This window comes from Streptomyces sp. CA-288835 (assembly GCF_050936385.1).
Lineage (GTDB): Bacteria > Actinomycetota > Actinomycetes > Streptomycetales > Streptomycetaceae > Streptomyces.
This window is the reverse complement of the sequence record NZ_JBNJMW010000001.1, coordinates 8,347,765-8,366,732: the sequence shown is the minus strand read 5'-3', so window position 1 is coordinate 8,366,732 and position 18,968 is coordinate 8,347,765. Positions and strand designations below refer to the sequence as shown.

Sequence of the window (18,968 nt, the reverse complement as noted above, 5' to 3'; positions counted from 1 at the left end):
ACCTAGGAGACCCGAGTGAGATACCGGAAGACTCTGCCCTTGCTTGCCGCCGTGGCCTGCTTCGCGACCGCCTGCGGTGGCGCGTCCAGCACCAACCAGGCCGCCCCGTCGGCCAGTTCCTCCGCGGCCGGCTCATCGCCGGCCTCCGAAGCCTCCGAGGAGCGGAACAAGAAGCTTGTTCTGCGCCTGTACTCGGAGGCGTTCAACAAGGACAAGACCGACGTGGTGAAGGAGCTCATCGGCACCGACTACGTGCAGCACGACAAGTCCCTGCCCGGCGGAGCCGACGGGCAGCTCAAGCAGTTCAAGGACCTCAAGGCGAAGATTCCCGGTGCGGTGGCGACCGTCAAGCGCGTGGCCACGGACCGTGACCTGGTGGCCGTGCACTGGCACGCGTCCGCCACCCCGGCGAACGAGGCGACCGGCCAGGCCAAGGTCGACCTGTACCGGGTCAACAACGGCAAGCTGGTCGAGCACTGGGGCATCACGCAGACCGTCCCGGCGAAGACGGCCAACGGGAACTCCCTGTTCAGCGACGTGTACCGGTACCCGAAGGGTGTACCGAACCTGTCCGAGGAACAGGAGGAGAAGAACCGGAGGTTCGCGGTCGACGCGTACCGCAAGCTCTCCGACGGGGACGCGAACGTGATCGACCAGAGCTGGGATCCGCGGTACTACCAGCACAACCCGGCGGTCGCGAACGGAACGGCTCCGCTGAAGCAGTTCCTGCAGCAGGGCACGCAGGGCGACGCCTCGCCCAGCAGCGCCCCCACCGAGGGCGGCGGGACCCGGTTCGGCAACACCCTCGCCGACGGCGACCTGGTGTGGGTCTTCAGCTCCGACTACGTGGTCGCGGACATCTTCCGAGTGATCGACGGAAAGATCATCGAGCACTGGGACGTGGCTGCTGACGAGCAGTAGCCCGGCCGGAAGGAATGATCGGCGGCGGGATGAGCAAGCCTCGTGTGGACCGGCGAGGGGCCAGAACCGGCTGTACGAGCCGATGCCGGTCCACACAGGTGCCGGCATTGATGAGAGCAATCAGCAGGTCCACCGCTTCGTCGCTCACCTGGTCCGGGCGGAGGCTGAGCGTGGTGACGGGCGGGGTCGTCGTCCCGTACTCCGGATCCTCACTGATGCACGCCACCAGCAGATCCCGCGGTACGCGAAGCCCGTGGTGCCGGGCGGCGGCGAGGATGTTGTGGCCGGAGTCGGAGTAGATGCCGATGACGGCGTCCGGTCGCGGATCGCGGTCGAGCAGCCGGCCGACCGCGTCCCGTTCCGCCGTGAAGTAGTCGGGCACGGAGGCGTACTCCTCGACGAGGGCGGGCAGGGCACGTTCGGCGCACCAGGACGCGTAGGCACGCTCGATCAGGTGCGGGTACTCGTCGTCGTGCAGGGGCAGGGAAAGCCCGATCCGCCGGGCGCCGGCCTCGGTGAGGTGGTCGAGCAGAAGGCGCAGGCCCGCGTCGTAGTCGGTTTCGACCCATGCGTCGCCCCAGCGCGGCTGGGGCGGCCGGCCGTCGCAGACCATGGGGATGCCACGCTCCCGCAGGAGAGAACACACCGGGTCGTCGACGCGCGGACCGACATGGATGACGCCGTCCAACGGCGTGTTGAGCCACATCCACGGTGACAACGAACTCGGCATCACCATGAGCAGGTAACCGCGCTCCTGCGCCGCGCCGATGGCGCTCAGCGCCAGCTGTGCGTAGTACGGGATCACGGTGTACGGGACGGGAAGGTCGCCGTACGTCGTCATGGTCAGACCGAGCACTCCGGTGCCGCCGCGGGCCAGGGCACGAGCCGTACCGGCCGGGGCGTAACCGAGTTCGCGTGCCGCCGTGAGCACGCGCTGCCTGGTCGCTTCGGAGAGCCGGCCGGTGCCGTTGAGCGCGTTCGACACCGTGGCCGTGGAGACCCCGGCCCGTGCGGCCACGGCGCCGAGCGTGGGGCGTTGCCAGACACGCGAGCTTCTCATGTTTCCCCAACAGCGCCCGTTGTTCCCCAACAGCCCGTTACGGGTTGTGGTTAACGCTTTAATCACTCAGCGTACCGGCGGCGGCCGGGACAGCCGCCGGGTGCGTCACATGAACATGAAAAGAGGAAGCGGTGGAGGCGACGAATACGCAGGTGCGGACGGGCACCATACCTCCGGTCGTTGCGGCGCGATATGCGCTGTGGACGTTTGTCATCGTCAATTTGGTGATTGTCGAGGCCTTGTTCTTCACGGCCGGGACCGGCAAGAACGGAGTGCTCACGGTCGCCAAGTTCTTCGGCATGCACGCCGCCCTGCTGTTGCTGTGCCAGCTGCTGTTGGTGGCCCGGCTGCCGTGGCTCGACCGCCGTATCGGCATGGACCGGTTGACCGTGTGGCACCGGTGGGTCGGCTTCACCCTGCTGTGGACCCTCCTCACGCACGCCTTCCTGGTGGTGCTGGGCTACGCGACGCTCGATGACGCGCCGATGACGAAGACCTTCTTCGCGCTGGCCGGAGTGCCGGCCTCCCTGTTCGGGATGCTGGCCGCGGCGATCGTCGTCGTGGTCGCCGCGGTCTCCGCCCGACAGGTGAGACGGCGACTGCGGTACGAGACCTGGCACGGCGTACACCTGCTGCTGTACGTGGCGTTGGGGCTGGCGTTCGTCCACCAGTTGCAGGAGCCCACCACCTTCAAGACCTCCGCGTTCGGGACGGCCTACTGGTGGGCCCTGTGGCTGTTCGCGTTCGGTGCCCTGATCACGGGCCGGATCGTGATGCCGCTGTGGCGCAACGCCTATCACCGCTTCGAGGTCGCGGAGGTGGTGCGGGAGTCCGACAACGTGGTGTCGGTGCGCGTCACCGGCCGTAACCTCGACAAGCTGCCGGCCCGGGCGGGCCAGTTCTGCATCTGGCGGTTCCCCGGGCACAACCACTGGTGGCTGGCCAATCCGTTCTCGCTGTCGGCGGCACCCGACGGCCGCAGCTTGCGCCTGACCGCCAAGGCGGCCGGCAACGCCAGCGCAGGCCTGCGGAACGTCCCGGTCGGGAGCCGCGCGTTCGTCGAGGGGCCGTACGGAGCGTTCACCGCGTTGCACCGGACGCGGCCCGGCGCCCTCCTGATCGCCGGAGGAGTGGGCATCACGCCGGTCCGAGCCCTGCTGGAAGAGGAACCGGCCGGTGACGTCGTCGTGCTCTACCGGGTGCGCAGCGAGGACGACGCCGTACTGATCGACGAGGTACGCACGCTGGTCGCGAACCGCGGCGGGCGGCTGCACCTGCTCACCGGCCGCACGGGCGAGACAAGCCCGCCGTTCGAGCCCGACAACCTCCTCGCCCTGGTCCCCGACCTGGCCGAACGCGACGTCTACGTGTGTGGCCCGCCCGCGATGACCTCGACCGTGCTCAGCTCCCTGCGCAGGCTGAAGGTCCCCCAACAACAGGTGCACGCCGAGCGGTTCGGCCTCGCCTGACGCGCGGGAGACAACGGGCAGGCTCGGAGCGCTCCGTGGACGGACCACGGAGCGCTCCGAGCGGACCGGTCAGAACTGACAGGTGTCCATCCAGCGCGTCACCAGCGAAGTGTTGTTCTTGTCGGCTTCGCGGGCGGGACCGCACAGGAACTGACCGAAGCGGGTGTCGGCACGCAGCCAGAGGCTGAAGAAGGACACGATCCACTTGCCCTGCTTGGCCTTGTTGCCGTAGCCCGTCATCGGACACAGATGGTCGCCCGGGACCTCGATGTACAGCTTCTCGGCCCGGGACATGGAGTTGTACCAGGGCACCGCGAAGCTGTTGCCACCCGCGACGGCGTCGCTTTGGCAGGTCATGAAGAACGTGGGATCGGTGACCGCGGAGAAGTTCTGGTTCGGGTAGTACGGGGCCGTGGGCACGCCCGCCCGGAACCGCGAGTCGTCCCGGAGGGCCGCCATCACGCCACCGCCGCCCATCGAGTGACCGGTCGCGCCCAGCGTGCCGTTGACCTTCCCCGATAGCGGGTTGCCGGCGGAGTTACCGAGCGCGAGCAACTGGGTGCCGGCGGCGCTGATCTGCCGGCCGCGGGATGCGGGATCGTCGGCGAGAGTGTTGGTGCCGACGTTGATGACGACGAAGCCCCAGGAGGCGAGCCGGGGTGCGAGCCACCGCAGGTTCTGCTGTGTGCCCTGATAGCCCGGCATCAGTACGACGCTCGGGTACGAGCCTCTGGCCGTCGGGTATGTGACCGTGCCTGAGCCGTACCCCCTTGGGTTGGGAACGGTGTAATTGGCGGTAGCCAGCGGCCCGTTGGGGGCTTCGAGGGAAGCGGTCGTCGGGTCCGGGATCGCGTTGATCGCGGGCTTGCCCTGGGACTGCCGGTCGGCGGCAGCCGGCGGGGCGGTGGCTGTCAGCAGAGTCAGCGCCATGCCGAGGGTGGTCGCCAGGGCGATCAGTGCCGTCAGGGCACGGGGTCGGGACCGTAACGGCGCGTTCCTGTCGGTTGAACAGCTGGATGGACGCATTGCTTTACCTCCGGATAGCGGTGAGAGCGCGGCAACCGGATAGCGAAGTGCGCTACCGGGACTGTTCGAAGAGCCAGTCGATGACCACGTCGTTCTCGTACGTCTGGGGCCATGAGAGGTGTGGGTTCACCGGTGTCGTGCCCGGCGGGTAGCTCGTGAACAGAACGTGACTGCGCGTGGCCCGGGCCTCCCGCAGGAGCGCCCGGGAACGGGCCTCGAACTGCGCCTTCGGCAGATCGTTGGCCCACTCCCCACGCGTGACCCGAGCACCGGCGCTCTCCAGCGCGTTCATCAGCGTCCAGGTGCCGGGCTTGCCGAACCGGCCCTCCCGGTAAGGGACTACCGGGTCGTCGACGGAGTGGTCGGCCCACATCGGGATGTGCGTGATCTTTTCCATGGCGGCCGTCTCGCCCCAGCCGGCCGTGGGCAGGGCCGCCGCGAACACGTCCGGTCGCTTCGCCAGCAGGCTGTAGATACCGCGCCCGCCCGAGGACAGGCCGACGAGATAGAGCCGGGCCGTGTCCACGTTGCGGGAGTGCTCGCTCACGAAGGTGTCGATGAGTTCGCTCAGCGCGGCCTGGACCTTGGGGTCGGTCCAGTCCGTGCCGTCGGGTCCGTCCATGGGACGGGGCAGGGGGATTTGCGGAGAGAGGACGAACGCGGGGTTACGTCGCTGTCGTTCCCCTTTGGCGAACGTGACCGCGATCCGGTTGGAGGTGAGCTGGGTCATGTTGTTGTCCGCGACTTCGCCACCGCCGTGCAGCGTGACGACGAGCGGATACCGCTTGCGCGTCCGAGGGTTCCGTACGAATCCCTCGGGCTGGTACAGCCGGAAGTCCAGCTCAAAACCCGCGGAGTCGGTGAAGGAACCGGCGGCGAAGTCGTCGACCACGGGATTGATCACGTCGTCGTTCCGGCTCGCGAACGGGCCTGCCTTGAGGACCAGTTCGCCTCCCGGGGTGCGTACGTCCTCCATCTGTCTGACGGAGTAGGCGCGGTCGAGCGGAAGGGGGTCGGTGCCGGCGGCCCGCGCGTTGGAGTCGCTCGGGTCGAGTTCGATGATCAGGCGGTCCCCCGGCCGTCCGGGGCGAGAGCGGCCGTCCACGTCGGCGGTGGCGTTGGAGTAGACGCGGGTCACCGTGCGAGCCGCTGTCTGCCCGCCCACCGTGGCCTTCACCTGGAACGCCGAGGGCGGGATCACCGCACCGCGTAAGTCGATGCGATGCGCGTACTGGACGGCGACGGCTGTCACCAGCCAGTTGTTCCTGGGCGTCACGCTCGTGACGAGGTCCGTTCGCAGGACCGGATTGAGCCCGGAGGCCGCTTGTCGCCCTTCAGGTGCGGCTGTCGGGGTGTCGGCGGCCGCGGGGGTTGCCGCGCTCACGGCCGGCGCCGCGACGGCACCTGCGGTGACGGCGAGCACCGTACGTCTGGTGATCCGTCTCATGGGTTCTCTTCTCGGTCGGTGGGACCCAACTGAGGCTTGGGACACCAGAGTTGAAGCACCGGCGTTCGGTGTCCAGCATCAAACCGAGATCGGTCCATGCGTTCAGCGCATCAATGCGAGCGGGCGCACCCCCGAGCCGAGTCAGTCGGTGGCGTGCCGACCGGCGCGGCGCTGGCGGGGCAGGGCCGGCTTGGCGGGGGTGGTGAGCGTGAGCTGGCGGACGAGCTGCTGGAAGGAGAGCAGGGCGGTGACCGGCGGAAGGGCCGCCACCGCCATCGAGACCGGCGTCTTGGGGGCGTGGGCGACGCACAGGCACATCGCGACGGCGGAGAACAGCAGCACCACGGCCCAGGAGTGCGCGGCGCGGCGGCGGTGCAGCGCGGCACGCAGGATGGACAGCGAGGCCACCAGCCACGGTCCGTAGACCAGCAGCGGCCACCATGCGCCCAGCCCATGGGCCCCCGGGGACGCCACCCGGCGCAGGGGGTCGTAGGCGACCAGCGCGCCGAGCACGCTCACCATGGCCACGATCACCGCCGTCAGTGCCGCGATGGTCAGGCTCAGCACCTTCAGCCACGGCCTCTGGAACCAACGGGCGCACCGCACCAGCCTGCTGGGCCGCCGACGGGCACCGCGCTTGCGCGGGACGTGGGGCGCCGCGGAGACGGGCGTGTCGGGAGTGCCGGTCTGGAGCAGCCGGGTCAGGTCCTGGTCGAAGTCCCACTCGGTGTGCAGGCCTTCGGGGAGCGTGGGGTCGAGCACATCCGCTCCGAAGGAGCCCGGGTGGTATCCAGTGCTGTCCAACCCGTCCTCGGGTTTGGGCCAGTAACCGCTCATGCCGTCACCGTGCCCTGCGGGCTCATCGTCGCCATGCACTCCCCAACGAGGGGAAAATTAGCTGGATACGCCCAATTTAAAAGCAATGTACCCATATTGATGCGCTTAATGATCTTCTGATGTGTGGCCTCGGCCGATGTGTGGGCGATCTCTCTCCCGAGGGGCAGATCACGAGGTCACGACGCATGGGAGCCTTCGATGGACAGCCCGAACGGACCTCCCACGTGGCCTCTCGTGGGCGGTGAGTCCAGAGTCGTACTAAGATTTCCGGCTTGTTACGAAGCTGGAGCCGGACAACCCCAGGCAGACCTGCGGACCCGCCAGCGCCCCGGAGGTTTTTCCGGGAACGAGAGGCGAGGTCGCGATGGCAGCCATACACGAGAGCAGTGCTCTCGGTGTGCTCGACGCAGAGATCCGCGAACAGTTCGGCGATACGGCACGTTTCTCCGCGGGCCCAGCGGCCTCTCCCCGCACCCTTGTCGACATCTTCGAGGCCTCCGTCCGCTCGTATCCGGACGAGCTCGCCCTGGACGACGGCACCCGCCCGCTCACGTACCGGGCGCTGGCCGTCGAGGTCGAGAACCTGCGGCGACGCCTGAGCACTGCCGGGGTCGGCCTCGGCGACCGAGTCGGAGTGCGCGTCCCCTCCGGGACCAATGATCTGTACGTAGCCATCCTCGCCGTACTGGCCGCCGGTGCCGCCTACGTTCCCGTGGACGCCGAAGACCCGGACGAGCGGGCCGAGTTGGTGTTCGGCGAGGCCGGAGTGCGGGCGGTCGTCGGGGCGGGGCACGAGCTGACCGTCGGCGAGAAGAGCGAGATTCCCGCCGCGCGGCCCGGTATCGAGCACGACGCCTGGATCATCTTCACCTCCGGCTCGACCGGCAAGCCCAAGGGCGTCGCCGTCAGTCACCGCAGCGCCGCCGCCTTCGTGGACGCCGAGGCCCGGCTGTTCCTCACCGAGGAGCCGATCGGGCCCGGCGACCGGGTCATGGCCGGGCTGTCCGTCGCCTTCGACGCCTCCTGCGAGGAGATGTGGCTGGCCTGGCGGTACGGGGCCTGTCTGGTGCCCGTGCCGCGTTCCCAGGTGCGCAGCGGCGCCGATCTCGGGCCCTGGCTCGTGGAGCAGGAGATCACCGTGGTGTCCACGGTGCCGACGCTGGCCGCCCTGTGGGAGCCGGAGGCCCTCAACGACGTACGGCTGCTGATCTTCGGCGGCGAGGCCTGTCCGCCCGAGCTGGTCCAGCGGCTGGTGACCGAGGGACGCGAGGTCTGGAACACGTACGGGCCGACCGAGGCCACCGTGGTCGCATGCGCCTCGCTGATGACTGGCGAGGAGCCGATCCGGATCGGGCTGCCGCTGAACGGCTGGGAGCTGGCCGTCGTCGACGAGGCCGGGGAGCCGGTGCCGATGGGCGCCAGCGGACAGCTGGTCATCGGCGGAGTGGGCCTGGCCCGCTACCTCGACCCGGAGAAGGACGCGGAGAAGTACGCCCCGCTGGAGTCGTTGGGCTGGAAGCGTGCGTACCGCAGTGGTGACCTGGTCAAGGCCGAGCCGGAAGGGCTGGTCTTCCTCGGACGGGCCGACGAGCAGATCAAGCTCGGCGGACGGCGGATCGAGCTGGGCGAGGTGGACGCCGCGCTCCAGGCGCTTCCCGGCGTCCAGGGTGCGGCCGCCGCCGTGCGCAGCGCGCGCAGCGGCAACCAGTTGCTCGTCGGCTATGTGGTGACGCAGGACGGCTGGGACCACGCGGCGGCCGTCGAGAAGCTGCGTGCCGAACTGCCCGCCGCCCTGGTCCCGTTGATCGCGCCCGTCGACGAGCTGCCGACGCGTACGTCCGGCAAGGTCGACCGGAACGCGCTGCCGTGGCCGCTCGAAGGCCTCGAGACCGGTGGCCCCACCGAGCAGCTGTACGGCACCGAAGCCTGGCTCGCCGAGCAGTGGAGCGAGGTGCTCGGCATCCCGGTGGGCAGCGCGCGGGACGACTTCTTCGCGATCGGCGGCAGCAGCCTGGCCGCCGCCCAGCTCACCACCAAGCTGCGCACCCGCTACCCCAGCGCCGCCGTGGTCGACCTCTATCAGCACCCCGTGCTGCGCAAGCTGGCCCGGCATCTGGAGAAGTCCGCGCAGGACGACGGGGCCTCCCGCTCCGTACAACCAGTGCCGCTGCGGGCCAAGGTCGTTCAACTGCTCCTGCTCATCCCCCTGTTCACGCTGCTCGGGCTGCGCTGGACCGTGGCGCTGGCCGCGCTCGGCAACGTCCTGCACTGGTTCGGCCCGTATCCCTGGGCTCCTCAGACTTCATGGTGGGCCGTCGCTGCCGGGGCGGCGCTGCTCTTCAGTCCGCCGGGGCGGCTCGCGATCGCCGCGGGCGGTGCCCGGCTGCTGCTGCGCGGAGTGAAGCCCGGCCGGTACCCGCGCGGCGGGAGCGTGCATCTGCGGCTGTGGACGGCGGAGCGGCTCGCCGAGTTCAGCGGTGCGACCTCGCTGACGGGGTCCTGGCTGGAGCGGTACGCGCGGGCGCTCGGCGCCAAGATCGGCCCCGATGTGGATCTGCACTCGCTGCCGCCGGTGACCGGCATGCTCAAGCTCGGCCGCGGTGCCGCCGTCGAGTCCGAGGTGGACCTGTCCGGGCACTGGCTGGACGGCGACCGCCTGGAGATCGGCACCGTCAAGGTGGGCGCCGGTGCGGTGGTGGGCACCCGCGGCATGCTCTTCCCCGGCGCCCGCGTCGGCAAGCGGGCCGAGGTGGCCCCCGGTTCCGCGGTGTCTGGGCACATCCCCACCGGTCAGCGCTGGGCGGGCGCTCCCGCCGTCAAGCTCGGCAAGGCGAAGCGGGACTGGCCCAAGGAGCGCCCGCAGAAGGGGACGTACTGGCGTGTCGTGTACGGCGCGACCGGGTTCGCCCTGAACGCCCTGCCGTTGGTCGCGGGCCTTGCCGCCCTGCTCGTTGCGGGCCTCTTCGTCTCGCCGGACGCCGGGCTCGGCGGCGCCCTGCGGGGCGCCGCACTCGCGCTGGTGCCGGCGACGCTGACCTTCGGTTTCACGTACGCGCTGCTCCTGCTGATCTCCGTACGACTGCTCAGTCTCGGCCTGCGTCCCGGCACGCACCCCACGCACAGCCGCATCGGCTGGAAGGCCTGGACGGTCACACAGCTCATGGACCGCTCCCGCGAGACGCTGTTCCCGCTGTACGCCGGGCTGGTCACGCCGGTGTGGCTGCGGCTGCTCGGGATGAAGATCGGGCGGGGCGCCGAGGTGTCCACCGTCCTCGCGCTGCCCAGCCTCACGACGGTCGGCGAGGGCGCGTTCCTCGCGGACGACACACTGACCGCTCCGTACGAACTCGGGGGCGGCTGGATGCGGATCGGGCGGGCGGAGATCGGCCGCCGTGCCTTCCTCGGCAACTCCGGGATGACCGCGCCGGGCCGCTCCGTGCCGGACGGCGGCCTGGTCGGGGTGCTGTCCGCGACGCCGAAGAAGGCGAAGAAGGGCAGCTCGTATCTGGGGCTGCCGCCGGTGAAGCTGCCGCGGGCGACGAGCGACGGTGATCAGAGCCGTACGTACGACCCGCCCGCGCGACTGCTGTGGGCGCGCGCGCTCGTGGAACTGTGCCGGATCATCCCGGTGTTCTGCTCGGCCGCGCTGGCCGTGCTGACGGTGGCCGCGCTGAGCGTGCTGGGGGTGTGGGCGTGGCTGCTCGGCGGATTGGTGCTGCTCGGCGCGGGCGCGGTCGCCGGCCTGCTGTCCATCGTCGCGAAGTGGCTGCTCGTGGGCCGGCACCGGGCCGGTGAGCACCCGCTGTGGAGCGGCTTCGTGTGGCGCAACGAGCTGGCGGACACCTTCGTCGAGGTGGTGGCCGTGCCGTGGCTGGCCGGTTCCGTGGCCGGTACGCCGCTGATGTCGCTGTGGCTGCGCGGGCTCGGCGCCCGGATCGGCAAGGGCGTCTGGGTGGAGAGCTACTGGCTGCCCGAGACGGACCTGGTCACCCTCGGGGACGGCGCCACCGTGAACCGCGGCTGCGTCCTGCAGACCCACCTCTTCCACGACCGGATCTTGCGGACGGATACTGTGGTCCTCCGTGAGGGCGCCACCCTGGGCCCGGGCGGAATCGTTCTGCCCGGCAGCACCGTCGGGGCGCGCAGCACACTGGGACCCGCATCCCTCGTCATGGCGGCGGAATCCGTTCCCGACGACACCCGTTGGCTGGGCAACCCGATCGAAGCATGGCGTTCCTAGGCGCAGCCCGTACGGCGCCCGGGGCGGGGGCACCGGCACGTCGTACGAGCACAGGGCAGGGAGCGGACACAGCAGTGGTTCAGCGGACAGTGGGAGCGGACCCGTACTTCCCGGCGAACGGGGATGCCCGCTACCGGGTGCACCGGTACGAACTCGCCCTGGACTACCGTCCCGGCCCCAACCGGCTGTCCGGCACCGCCCGGCTCAACGCCATAGCGGGCCGGGGGCCGCTCGCCGAGTTCCTGCTGAACCTCGCCGACTTCAAGGTGGGCCGGGTACGGGTCGACGGCCGGGCGCCGCACTACACACACCGGGGCGGCCGGCTCCGCATCCGCCCGGCGAAGCCGATCCGGGCCGGGGCCGCCTTCACGGTGGAGGTGCACTGGTCGGGCAATCCCAAGCCGGTACGCAGCCCCTGGGGCGGGCTCGGCTGGGAGGAGCTGGAGGACGGGGCGCTGGTGGCCAGCCAGCCGGTCGGGGCGCCGTCCTGGTACCCGTGCAACGACCGGCCCGCCGACAAGGCCTCGTACCAGCTGTCGATCACCACGCCGTCCGCGTACTCGGTCGTGGCGGGCGGCCGGCTGCTGACCCGGACGACGAAGGCCTCGACGACCACCTGGGTCTACGAGCAGTCGGCGCCCACCTCCAGCTACCTGGTCGGGCTGTCCATCGGCAAGTACCAGACGGTGTTGCTCGGCGACCCCGGCCTCGGCGGTGTGCCCCAGGCCGGGCACATCCCCGCGCACCTGCTCACCCCGTTCTCCCGGGACTTCGCACGGCAGCCCGCGATGATGGAGCTGTTCGAGGAGGTCTTCGGCCCCTACCCGTTCGGCGAGTACGCGGTCGTCGTCACCGAGGAGGAGCTGGACGTCCCCGTGGAGGCACAGGGCTTGTCCCTGTTCGGCGCCAACCACGTGGACGGAGCGCGGGGTTCGGAACGCCTCATCGCTCATGAGCTGGCACACCAGTGGTTCGGCAACAGTGTGAGCATCGCCGACTGGCGGCACATCTGGCTGAACGAAGGGTTCGCGAAGTACGCGGAGTGGCTGTGGTCGGAGCGGTCGGGGGGGCGCAGTGCGCAGGCGCTGGCCGCTTTGGCGCACCGGAAGCTGGCGGGGTTGCCGCAGGATCTCCAACTCGCGGACCCGGGGCGCAAGTTGATGTTCGACGATCGGCTCTACGAGCGGGGCGGGCTCGTGCTGCACGCTGTGCGCTGCGCGCTGGGCGACGAGTCCTTCTTCCGGATGCTGCGCGCATGGGCTGCGCTGCATCGGGGTGGCGCGGTGACGACGGAGTCGTTCACGCGGCACGCCGCGCGGTACGCGTCCGATTCGCTAGACGACATGTTCACGGCGTGGCTGCACGAGACGGCACTGCCGCCGCTGCCGTCCGCGTCCGGGGCGGCGATTCCGGCTCGGCCGCCGTACCCGCCGGGTGCCTCCGGCGGTTGAGCGGTTGGGTTCGTTGTCTTGTGCGGGTGCGTTGTGGTTGCTCGCGCAGCCGTGCGGGGTGCCTCCGGCGGTTGGGCGGGTGCGGGTTGAGTGTGGCTGGTCGCGCAGCCCCGCGGGGTGCCTCCGGCGGTTGGGCGACTGCGGCACCGTCGTGGCTGGTCGCGCAGTTCCCCGCGCCCCTTGGGTGGTTGGTGGGTGCGGGGCCGCGGTCCGGTGCGTCAGCCCGTCGCCAACGGGGCATACGACCCCTTGCTGATGCAGGGTGCTGGTGTGCCCAGACCGAAGCTAAGCGACGGGCATAGGACGCACCGGCCCACGTCCCCTCCCGCCGGAGGGAAGCTGCGGGTAGTCGGGTGTCCGGGCTTTCCGCGCGGGCGGGTTCCGAGGCGCGGGCCCCTTCCGGGCCGCGGGCTGGTACCGGGCGTGGGCCCATTCGGGCCGCGGGCTGGTTCGGGGCGCGGGCCCCTTCCGGGTCGCGGGCTGGTACCGGGCGCGGGCCCTTCCGGGCCGCGGGCTGGTTCGGGGCGCGGGCGCCTTCTGGGGCGGGGGGCTTTCGGTTCGCTTGCTCTTCCGGGTGCGGGCAGGTTTTTAGGGGCGCGGGGAACTGCGCGACCAGCCACAACGCACCCGCAGCCGCGACACGACTGTCACCCACCACCCCGGTAGGCACCCACCCGCGCGTGAGCACCCCACCCACCCCGCAAACCCACCCACCCGCCGAAGGCGACGCCCACCCACCCGCCGGAGGCAGGGGGCCTGGGGGCGGAGCCCCCAGTTTCGGGAAGGGGCGGGGCTGGGGAGAAAGGAACCCCTCGCTCAGGGGGCGGTCGCGGCACAATGGGGCCATGTCTCGACGTGGTTCTCGGCAGCGGGCGCGTGGTCGTGCGGCGGATGCCGGTGCGTGCCCCTGCGGCCTCGGCGCGCCGTACGCGGAGTGTTGTGGACGCCTGCACTCCAGCGCGCAGGCGGCCGCGACCGCCGAAGCGCTGATGCGGTCGCGATACTGCGCGTTCGTGCGACACGACGAGGCATACCTGCTACGGACGTGGCATCCGCGAACCCGACCGCCCCGCGTGGAGCTCGAGCCGGGGACCCGCTGGACCGGGCTGGAAATCCTCGGCACCGCCGAGGGGACGGCGTTCCACAGCAAAGGAACCGTCACCTTCCGCGCCTCATACGCCGGAGGCGCACTGCACGAGCGCAGCCGATTCGAGCGCGTCGACGGAGCATGGGTGTACGTCGACGGGGAGTTCATCGAGTAACCGGCAGCGGACATCGAGCTGCGGGCGTATGCGGCTCAGGGCGCCAGTATGTCCAGTTCCTGAAGCGCGCCCACCGCGATTTCCCGGGTCAGTTCCTCCGCACGGGCCCCGTCGCGCTCCCGTACCGCCTCCGCAACCTTGACGTGCAGGGTGACCGCGGCCGGGTCGGGGTCCCAGAACATGACCTGGTGGCGGGTGCGGCCCGCCAGGACCTCCGCGACGACGTCGCCGAGGCGCGCGAACATCTCGTTGCGGGACGCGTTGAGGATGACCCGGTGGAAAGCGACGTCATGGAAGAGGTACTTCTCGAGCTGATGGCCGCGTGAGCTGGCGACCATCCCCAGGGCGCACTCGGTGAGTTCGGCACACTCTTCGGCCGTGGCGTGCTGGGCGGCAAGACCCGCGGCAACCGGTTCGACGGCGGAACGCAGCACCGTGAGCGAGCGCAGCTGGCGCGGCCGGTCGGCGCCCGCGAGACGCCACCGGATGACCTGCGGATCGTAGACGTTCCACTCGGAGGTTGGGAGCACGGTCACGCCCACCCGGCGGCGTGACTCGACCAGGTGCATCGATTCCAGGACCCGTACGGCCTCCCGCATCACCGACCGCGACACATCGAAGCGCTGCGCCAGTTCGTCGGTGCGCAGGACGCTGCCCGGCGGGTACTCACCCGCGGTGATGGCGGGACCGAGGCTCTCCAGTACATGGCCGTGCAGCCCCCGGCCCGGTGTGGTCATGAGGTTCAGCCTACGAGGCGGTTCGTGCGGAGAAAAAGTCAGACCTTTATGGCACCGACTCTTGAATTCGTATGACTAATGAGTTTCAGTGTCGTGCACGGATGCGGCACCCGTCGATGTCGACTGCTCGATGTCGGCCCATCCGGTGACGAAGAAGAAGACAGCGAGAACACGATGAATCAACCGCGGTTCCCCCATGTCGTCGTGGTCATGGGTGTCGCAGGCACCGGCAAGACCACCGTCGGGCCCCGTGTCGCCGACCGGCTCGGCGTGCCGTACGCCGAGGGCGACGAGTTCCACCCCGAGGCCAACATCGCCAAGATGTCGGCCGGTACGCCGCTCACCGACGAGGACCGCCGGCCCTGGCTGGACGCCATCGGCCGGTGGGCGCACGAGCGGGCGGGGCTCGGCGGGGTGGTCAGCTGCTCGGCGCTGAAACGGAGTTACCGCAACCGCTTGCGGGCCTCCGCGCCCGGCGTCGTCTTCGTTCATCTCACGGGTGACCGCAGGCTCATCGAGGACCGGATGGCGCACCGTCAGGGGCACTTCATGCCGACGGCGCTGCTGGACTCCCAGTTCGCCACCCTCCAGCCGCTCGAGGCGGACGAGGCGGGTGTCGCCGTGGACGTCTCCGGCAGCCCGGAGGAGATCGCCGAGCGGGCCGTGACCGCACTGCGCGGCCTCGACCGGTAACTCCTCGCCCAGCAACGCCCCGAGTACCCCCTGAGCAGTAACTCCCCCTCCCCCCAAGCCACTCAAGGAACAACACCGTGACCAGTCTCAGTGTCGAGATGCTGGCAGCGGAGCCCGTCGAGCCGATTACCTCGGCGGGTCACGCACAGCTGGGCATAGCCGTCCTGGCGGGCATCGCCGTCATCGTCCTGCTCATCACGAAGTTCAAGCTGCACGCCTTTCTCGCACTGACCATCGGCACACTGGCGCTGGGCGCCATCGCCGGGGCGCCGCTCGACAAGGCCATCGAGAGCTTCAGTGCCGGCCTCGGCTCGACGGTCGCCGGTGTGGGTGTCCTGATCGCGCTCGGTGCCATCTTGGGCAAGCTGCTCGCGGACTCCGGCGGCGCGGACCAGATCGTCGACACGATCCTCGCGAAGGCCGGTGGGCGGTCGATGCCATGGGCGATGGTGCTGATCGCCTCGGTGATCGGACTGCCGCTGTTCTTCGAGGTCGGCATCGTGCTGCTGATTCCGGTCGTTCTGATGGTGGCGAAGCGCGGCAACTACTCGCTGATGCGGATCGGTATCCCGGCGCTCGCGGGTCTGTCCGTGATGCACGGTCTGATTCCGCCGCACCCCGGCCCGTTGGTCGCGATCGACACCGTGAAGGCGGACCTCGGCGTCACCCTCGCCCTCGGTCTGCTCGTCGCGATACCGACCGTGATCATCGCGGGGCCGATGTTCTCGAAGTACGCGGCCCGCTGGGTGGACGTGCCCGCCCCCGAGAAGATGATCCCGCAGCGCACCTCCGACGAGTTGGAGAAGCGTCCCGGGTTCGGCGTCACCATCGCCACCGTGCTGCTGCCGGTCGTGTTGATGCTCGCCAAGGCGCTGGTGGACATCGTTATCGACGATCCCGAGAACACGGTGCAGCGTGTCTTCGACGTGGTCGGGTCGCCGCTGATCGCGTTGCTCGCGGCGGTGATCGTCGGCATCTTCACGCTTGGGCGGGCGGCTGGGTTCGCCAAGGACCGGATCTCTACGACGGTCGAGAAGTCTCTCGGGCCGATCGCGGGCATTCTGCTCATCGTCGGGGCGGGTGGCGGTTTCAAGCAGACGCTGATCGACTCCGGGGTGGGTCAGATGATTCTGGACATCTCCGAGGACTGGTCGATACCCGCGCTGCTTCTCGCGTGGTTGATCGCGGTGGCGATTCGGCTTGCGACGGGGTCCGCGACCGTTGCCACGATCTCGGCGGCCGGGCTTGTGGCGCCGCTTGCGGCCGATATGTCTACGGCGCATGCGTCTTTGCTGGTGCTGGCTATTGGGGCGGGGTCGTTGTTCTTCAGCCATGTGAACGATGCCGGGTTCTGGCTGGTGAAGGAGTACTTCGGCCTTGATGTCGGCCAGACGATCAAGACGTGGTCAGTGATGGAGACCATCATCTCGGTGGTCGCCGGGGGCGTGGTGCTGCTGCTGTCGCTGGTCCTTTAGCGGCGTCGACTCCTCGGGGGGGCACAGGTTTCTTTCCCCAGCCCCGCCCCTTCCCGAAACTGGGGGCTCCGCCCCCAGGCCCCCTGCCTCCGGCGGGGTGGGTGGGCGCCTTCGGCGGGTGGGTGGGTTCTCGGGGTGGGTGGGGCGCCTCCGGCGGGGGTGCTTGGAGTGTGTGGGGCGCCTATCGGGGTGGGGGGTGACAGCGTGTCGCGGGTGCGGGTGCGTTGTGGCTGGTCGCGCAGTTCCCCGCGCCCCTAAAAACCTGCCCGCACCCGGAAGAGCAAGCGAACCGAAAAGCGCCCGCCCCGGAAGGCGCCCGCGCCCCGAGCAAGCCCGCGGCCCGGAAGGGCCCGCGCCCGGTACCAGCCCGCGCCCCGGAAGGGGCCCGCGCCCCGAACCAGCCCGCGGCCCGAATGGGCCCGCGCCCGGTACCAGCCCGCGGCCCGGAAGGGGCCCGCGCCTCGGAACCCGCCCGCGAGGAAAAGCCCGGACCCCCGACTACCCGCCGCTTCCCGCCGGCGGGAGGGGACGTGGGCCGGTGCGTCCTATGCCCGTCGCTTAGCTTCGGTCTGGGCACAGCTGCGCCCTGTGGAAGCAAGGGGTCGTATGCCCTGTTGGCGACGGGCTGACGCACCGGACCGCGGCCCCGCACCCACCAACCACCCAAGGGGCGCGGGGAACTGCGCGACCAGCCACAACGGCGCCGCAGCCGAAAACGAACCCAACCGCCCAACCGCCGGAGGCACCCCGCACGGCTGCGCGACCAGCCCCAACAGCGCCGCAGCCAAAAACGAACCCCCTACAGACGCCAATGCGAATGCTCCCGCTTAGCCCACTCCCTGCTCACCCACCCCGTCCGCATCCCCCTCCGCGCCTCCGGATCCGCCAGCGCCATGCCGATGTGCCCGGCCAGGACGATGCCGATCGTCAGGGCCAGCCAGTCGTGGACGAACGTCGCACTGGTCCGCCACACCAGTGGCGTGAGATGCGTGAACCACATCATCAGCCCGGTGCCGAGCATCACCAGCGTCGCCCCGGCAATCCACGCCGCATACGTCTTCTGACCGGCGTTGAACTTCCCGGCCGGACGCGACTCGGGCCGGGCGTCGCGGCGCAAAGCCGACCGCAGCCACACCCGGTCATGCGGCCCGAACCGGTTCAGCAGCCGCAGATCCGCGCGGAACGCCCGCGAGACGAGCCCCACCAACACCGGAACCGGCAGCAACAACCCCGACCACTCATGCACCACAACCACCAGCGCACGCCGCCCGACCAGTTCCGCCAGCTGAGGCACGTACAGGCAGGCGGCGGTCACCACACACACCCCCATCAACACAGCCGTCACCCGGTGCACCCACCGCTCACCCCGGCTGAACCGCCGCACCCGCCCAGAGGCGGCAGAGCCCGAGGCGGCGGAGGAGGCGGAACCGACGGCCTCGTCGGACCCCGCCGAACCACCCGCCCGCGCCGGACCAGGCGATGGCGCCGAACCACCCGCCCCCGCCGGACCAGGCGCCCGCCCCGAACCCCCCGCCACCGACGGAGTCTCACGTGGCCTCATCATCACGTCCGTTCGAGCGCCCCACCCACGCGTCCACGTCGTAGCCGCGCTTCTCCCAGTAGCCGGGACGGACGTCCGACGTGAGGGTGATGCCGGAGAGCCACTTCGCGGACTTGTAGAAGTACATGGGAGCTACGTAGAGGCGGACGGGGCCGCCGTGGGAGTGGGACAGGTTCTTGTCCTGCATACGGAGGGCGACGAGAACGTCGTCGCGGCGGGCCTGGGACAGCGTCAGGCTTTCCGAGTACGCACCGTCGAAGCACATGAAGCGCACGGCCCCTGCCGAGGACCGCACTCCTGCCGCGTCCAGCAACTGCGAGAGTCGTACGCCTTCGAAAGGCGTGTCCGGCACCCGCCAGCCCGTGACGCACTGGACGTCGCGGACCATCCGGGTCTGCGGCAGGGCGCGCAGCTCGGCGAGCGTGTACGTGGTGGGGCGGTCGACCAGGCCGTCGATGGTGAGGCGGTAGTCGTCCTCGCCCTTCTTCGGGACGGACGAGGTGACCGAGTAGTAGCGGAAGCCGCCTCCGTTGGGGAGGAGGCCGGTCAGTCCGGTGGGGTCCTTGTCGGCGGCGCCGCCGAGGAAGGACTCGAGGCCTCGCTGGAGCACGGGCGCGGCGGCGACGCCGAGCGCCCCGAGTCCGAGCGTGCCGAGCAGAAGCCGCCGCCCAATGGGGGCGCCGCCGGGCTCCGGTTCCGATGCTGTCGGTTGTTCCGACGGTTGTTCCGAGTTCACGAAACGATTCGAGCACTCCCGGCCCCAGGAAAGCCAGGGGCCAGGAGTGCCCG

The 18,968-nt window shown here is 70.1% G+C and carries 14 protein-coding genes; 7 read left to right on the top strand and 7 right to left on the bottom strand.

Annotated features, from left to right (window positions below):
- Window positions 1-15: 15 nt before the first annotated feature.
- Window positions 16-921: a nuclear transport factor 2 family protein gene (locus tag ACQEVY_RS37810; protein ID WP_432954161.1), complete on the top strand. Its 906-nt coding sequence runs from the start codon at window positions 16-18 to the stop codon at window positions 919-921.
- On the opposite strand, the gene ACQEVY_RS37805 is transcribed toward ACQEVY_RS37810, so the two are convergent.
- A complete protein-coding gene (locus ACQEVY_RS37805; RefSeq protein WP_432954159.1) occupies window positions 884-1,981 on the bottom strand; it encodes a LacI family DNA-binding transcriptional regulator in 1,098 nt (365 codons plus the stop codon). The genes ACQEVY_RS37810 and ACQEVY_RS37805 overlap by 38 nt on opposite strands.
- Before the next feature lie 167 nt (window positions 1,982-2,148).
- Here ACQEVY_RS37805 and ACQEVY_RS37800 point away from each other — a divergent pair, with 167 nt between their 5' ends.
- Window positions 2,149-3,450, top strand: a complete 1,302-nt coding sequence (locus ACQEVY_RS37800) for a ferredoxin reductase family protein (RefSeq protein WP_432955617.1) — start codon at window positions 2,149-2,151, stop codon at window positions 3,448-3,450.
- Window positions 3,451-3,519: 69 nt separating this feature from the next.
- Here the strand turns inward: ACQEVY_RS37800 and ACQEVY_RS37795 are convergent, their stop codons facing one another.
- From ACQEVY_RS37795 to ACQEVY_RS37785, 3 genes are all read right to left on the bottom strand, one after another.
- Window positions 3,520-4,380 carry a triacylglycerol lipase gene (locus tag ACQEVY_RS37795; RefSeq protein ID WP_432954157.1) on the bottom strand — a complete coding sequence of 287 codons (861 nt, stop codon included), beginning with the start codon at window positions 4,378-4,380 and terminating at the stop codon, window positions 3,520-3,522.
- A 148-nt stretch (window positions 4,381-4,528) separates the two neighbouring features.
- Entirely contained in the window at window positions 4,529-5,923 is a 1,395-nt protein-coding gene (locus ACQEVY_RS37790) for a prolyl oligopeptidase family serine peptidase (RefSeq protein WP_432954155.1), read from the bottom strand.
- A 141-nt stretch (window positions 5,924-6,064) separates the two neighbouring features.
- Window positions 6,065-6,760 (bottom strand): DUF2637 domain-containing protein, encoded by a 696-nt coding sequence (locus ACQEVY_RS37785; protein WP_328772741.1) that lies wholly within the window; start codon window positions 6,758-6,760, stop codon window positions 6,065-6,067.
- A 364-nt stretch (window positions 6,761-7,124) separates the two neighbouring features.
- Between ACQEVY_RS37785 and ACQEVY_RS37780 the strand changes: the two genes are divergently transcribed.
- The 3 genes from ACQEVY_RS37780 (at window position 7,125) to ACQEVY_RS37770 (ending at window position 13,713) form a co-directional block, all read left to right on the top strand.
- Window positions 7,125-11,000: a Pls/PosA family non-ribosomal peptide synthetase gene (locus ACQEVY_RS37780; protein WP_432954153.1), complete on the top strand. Its 3,876-nt coding sequence runs from the start codon at window positions 7,125-7,127 to the stop codon at window positions 10,998-11,000.
- 89 nt (window positions 11,001-11,089) lie between these two features.
- A complete protein-coding gene (locus ACQEVY_RS37775) occupies window positions 11,090-12,451 on the top strand; it encodes a M1 family metallopeptidase (protein ID WP_432955615.1) in 1,362 nt (453 codons plus the stop codon).
- An 845-nt stretch (window positions 12,452-13,296) separates the two neighbouring features.
- Window positions 13,297-13,713, top strand: coding sequence for a YchJ family protein (locus ACQEVY_RS37770; protein WP_432954151.1), 417 nt, complete (start codon window positions 13,297-13,299; stop codon window positions 13,711-13,713).
- A gap of 35 nt (window positions 13,714-13,748) precedes the next feature.
- Here ACQEVY_RS37770 and ACQEVY_RS37765 read toward each other — a convergent pair whose 3' ends face one another.
- Complete coding sequence (locus ACQEVY_RS37765) at window positions 13,749-14,450, bottom strand: FadR/GntR family transcriptional regulator (protein ID WP_432954149.1); 702 nt, start codon at window positions 14,448-14,450, stop codon at window positions 13,749-13,751.
- A gap of 174 nt (window positions 14,451-14,624) precedes the next feature.
- On the opposite strand from ACQEVY_RS37765, the gene ACQEVY_RS37760 reads away from it, so the two are divergent.
- The gene (locus tag ACQEVY_RS37760) at window positions 14,625-15,143 is read left to right on the top strand and encodes a gluconokinase (protein ID WP_432954147.1); all 519 of its coding nucleotides are present in this window, start codon (window positions 14,625-14,627) and stop codon (window positions 15,141-15,143) included.
- A 77-nt stretch (window positions 15,144-15,220) separates the two neighbouring features.
- Window positions 15,221-16,618, top strand: coding sequence for a GntP family permease (locus ACQEVY_RS37755; protein ID WP_432954145.1), 1,398 nt, complete (start codon window positions 15,221-15,223; stop codon window positions 16,616-16,618).
- A gap of 799 nt (window positions 16,619-17,417) precedes the next feature.
- Here ACQEVY_RS37755 and ACQEVY_RS37750 read toward each other — a convergent pair.
- Window positions 17,418-17,948, bottom strand: coding sequence for a cytochrome b/b6 domain-containing protein (locus ACQEVY_RS37750; RefSeq protein ID WP_432955613.1), 531 nt, complete (start codon window positions 17,946-17,948; stop codon window positions 17,418-17,420).
- Window positions 17,949-18,165: 217 nt separating this feature from the next.
- Window positions 18,166-18,915, bottom strand: coding sequence for a molybdopterin-dependent oxidoreductase (locus ACQEVY_RS37745; RefSeq protein WP_432954144.1), 750 nt, complete (start codon window positions 18,913-18,915; stop codon window positions 18,166-18,168).
- Between the last annotated feature and the right edge of the window lie 53 nt (window positions 18,916-18,968).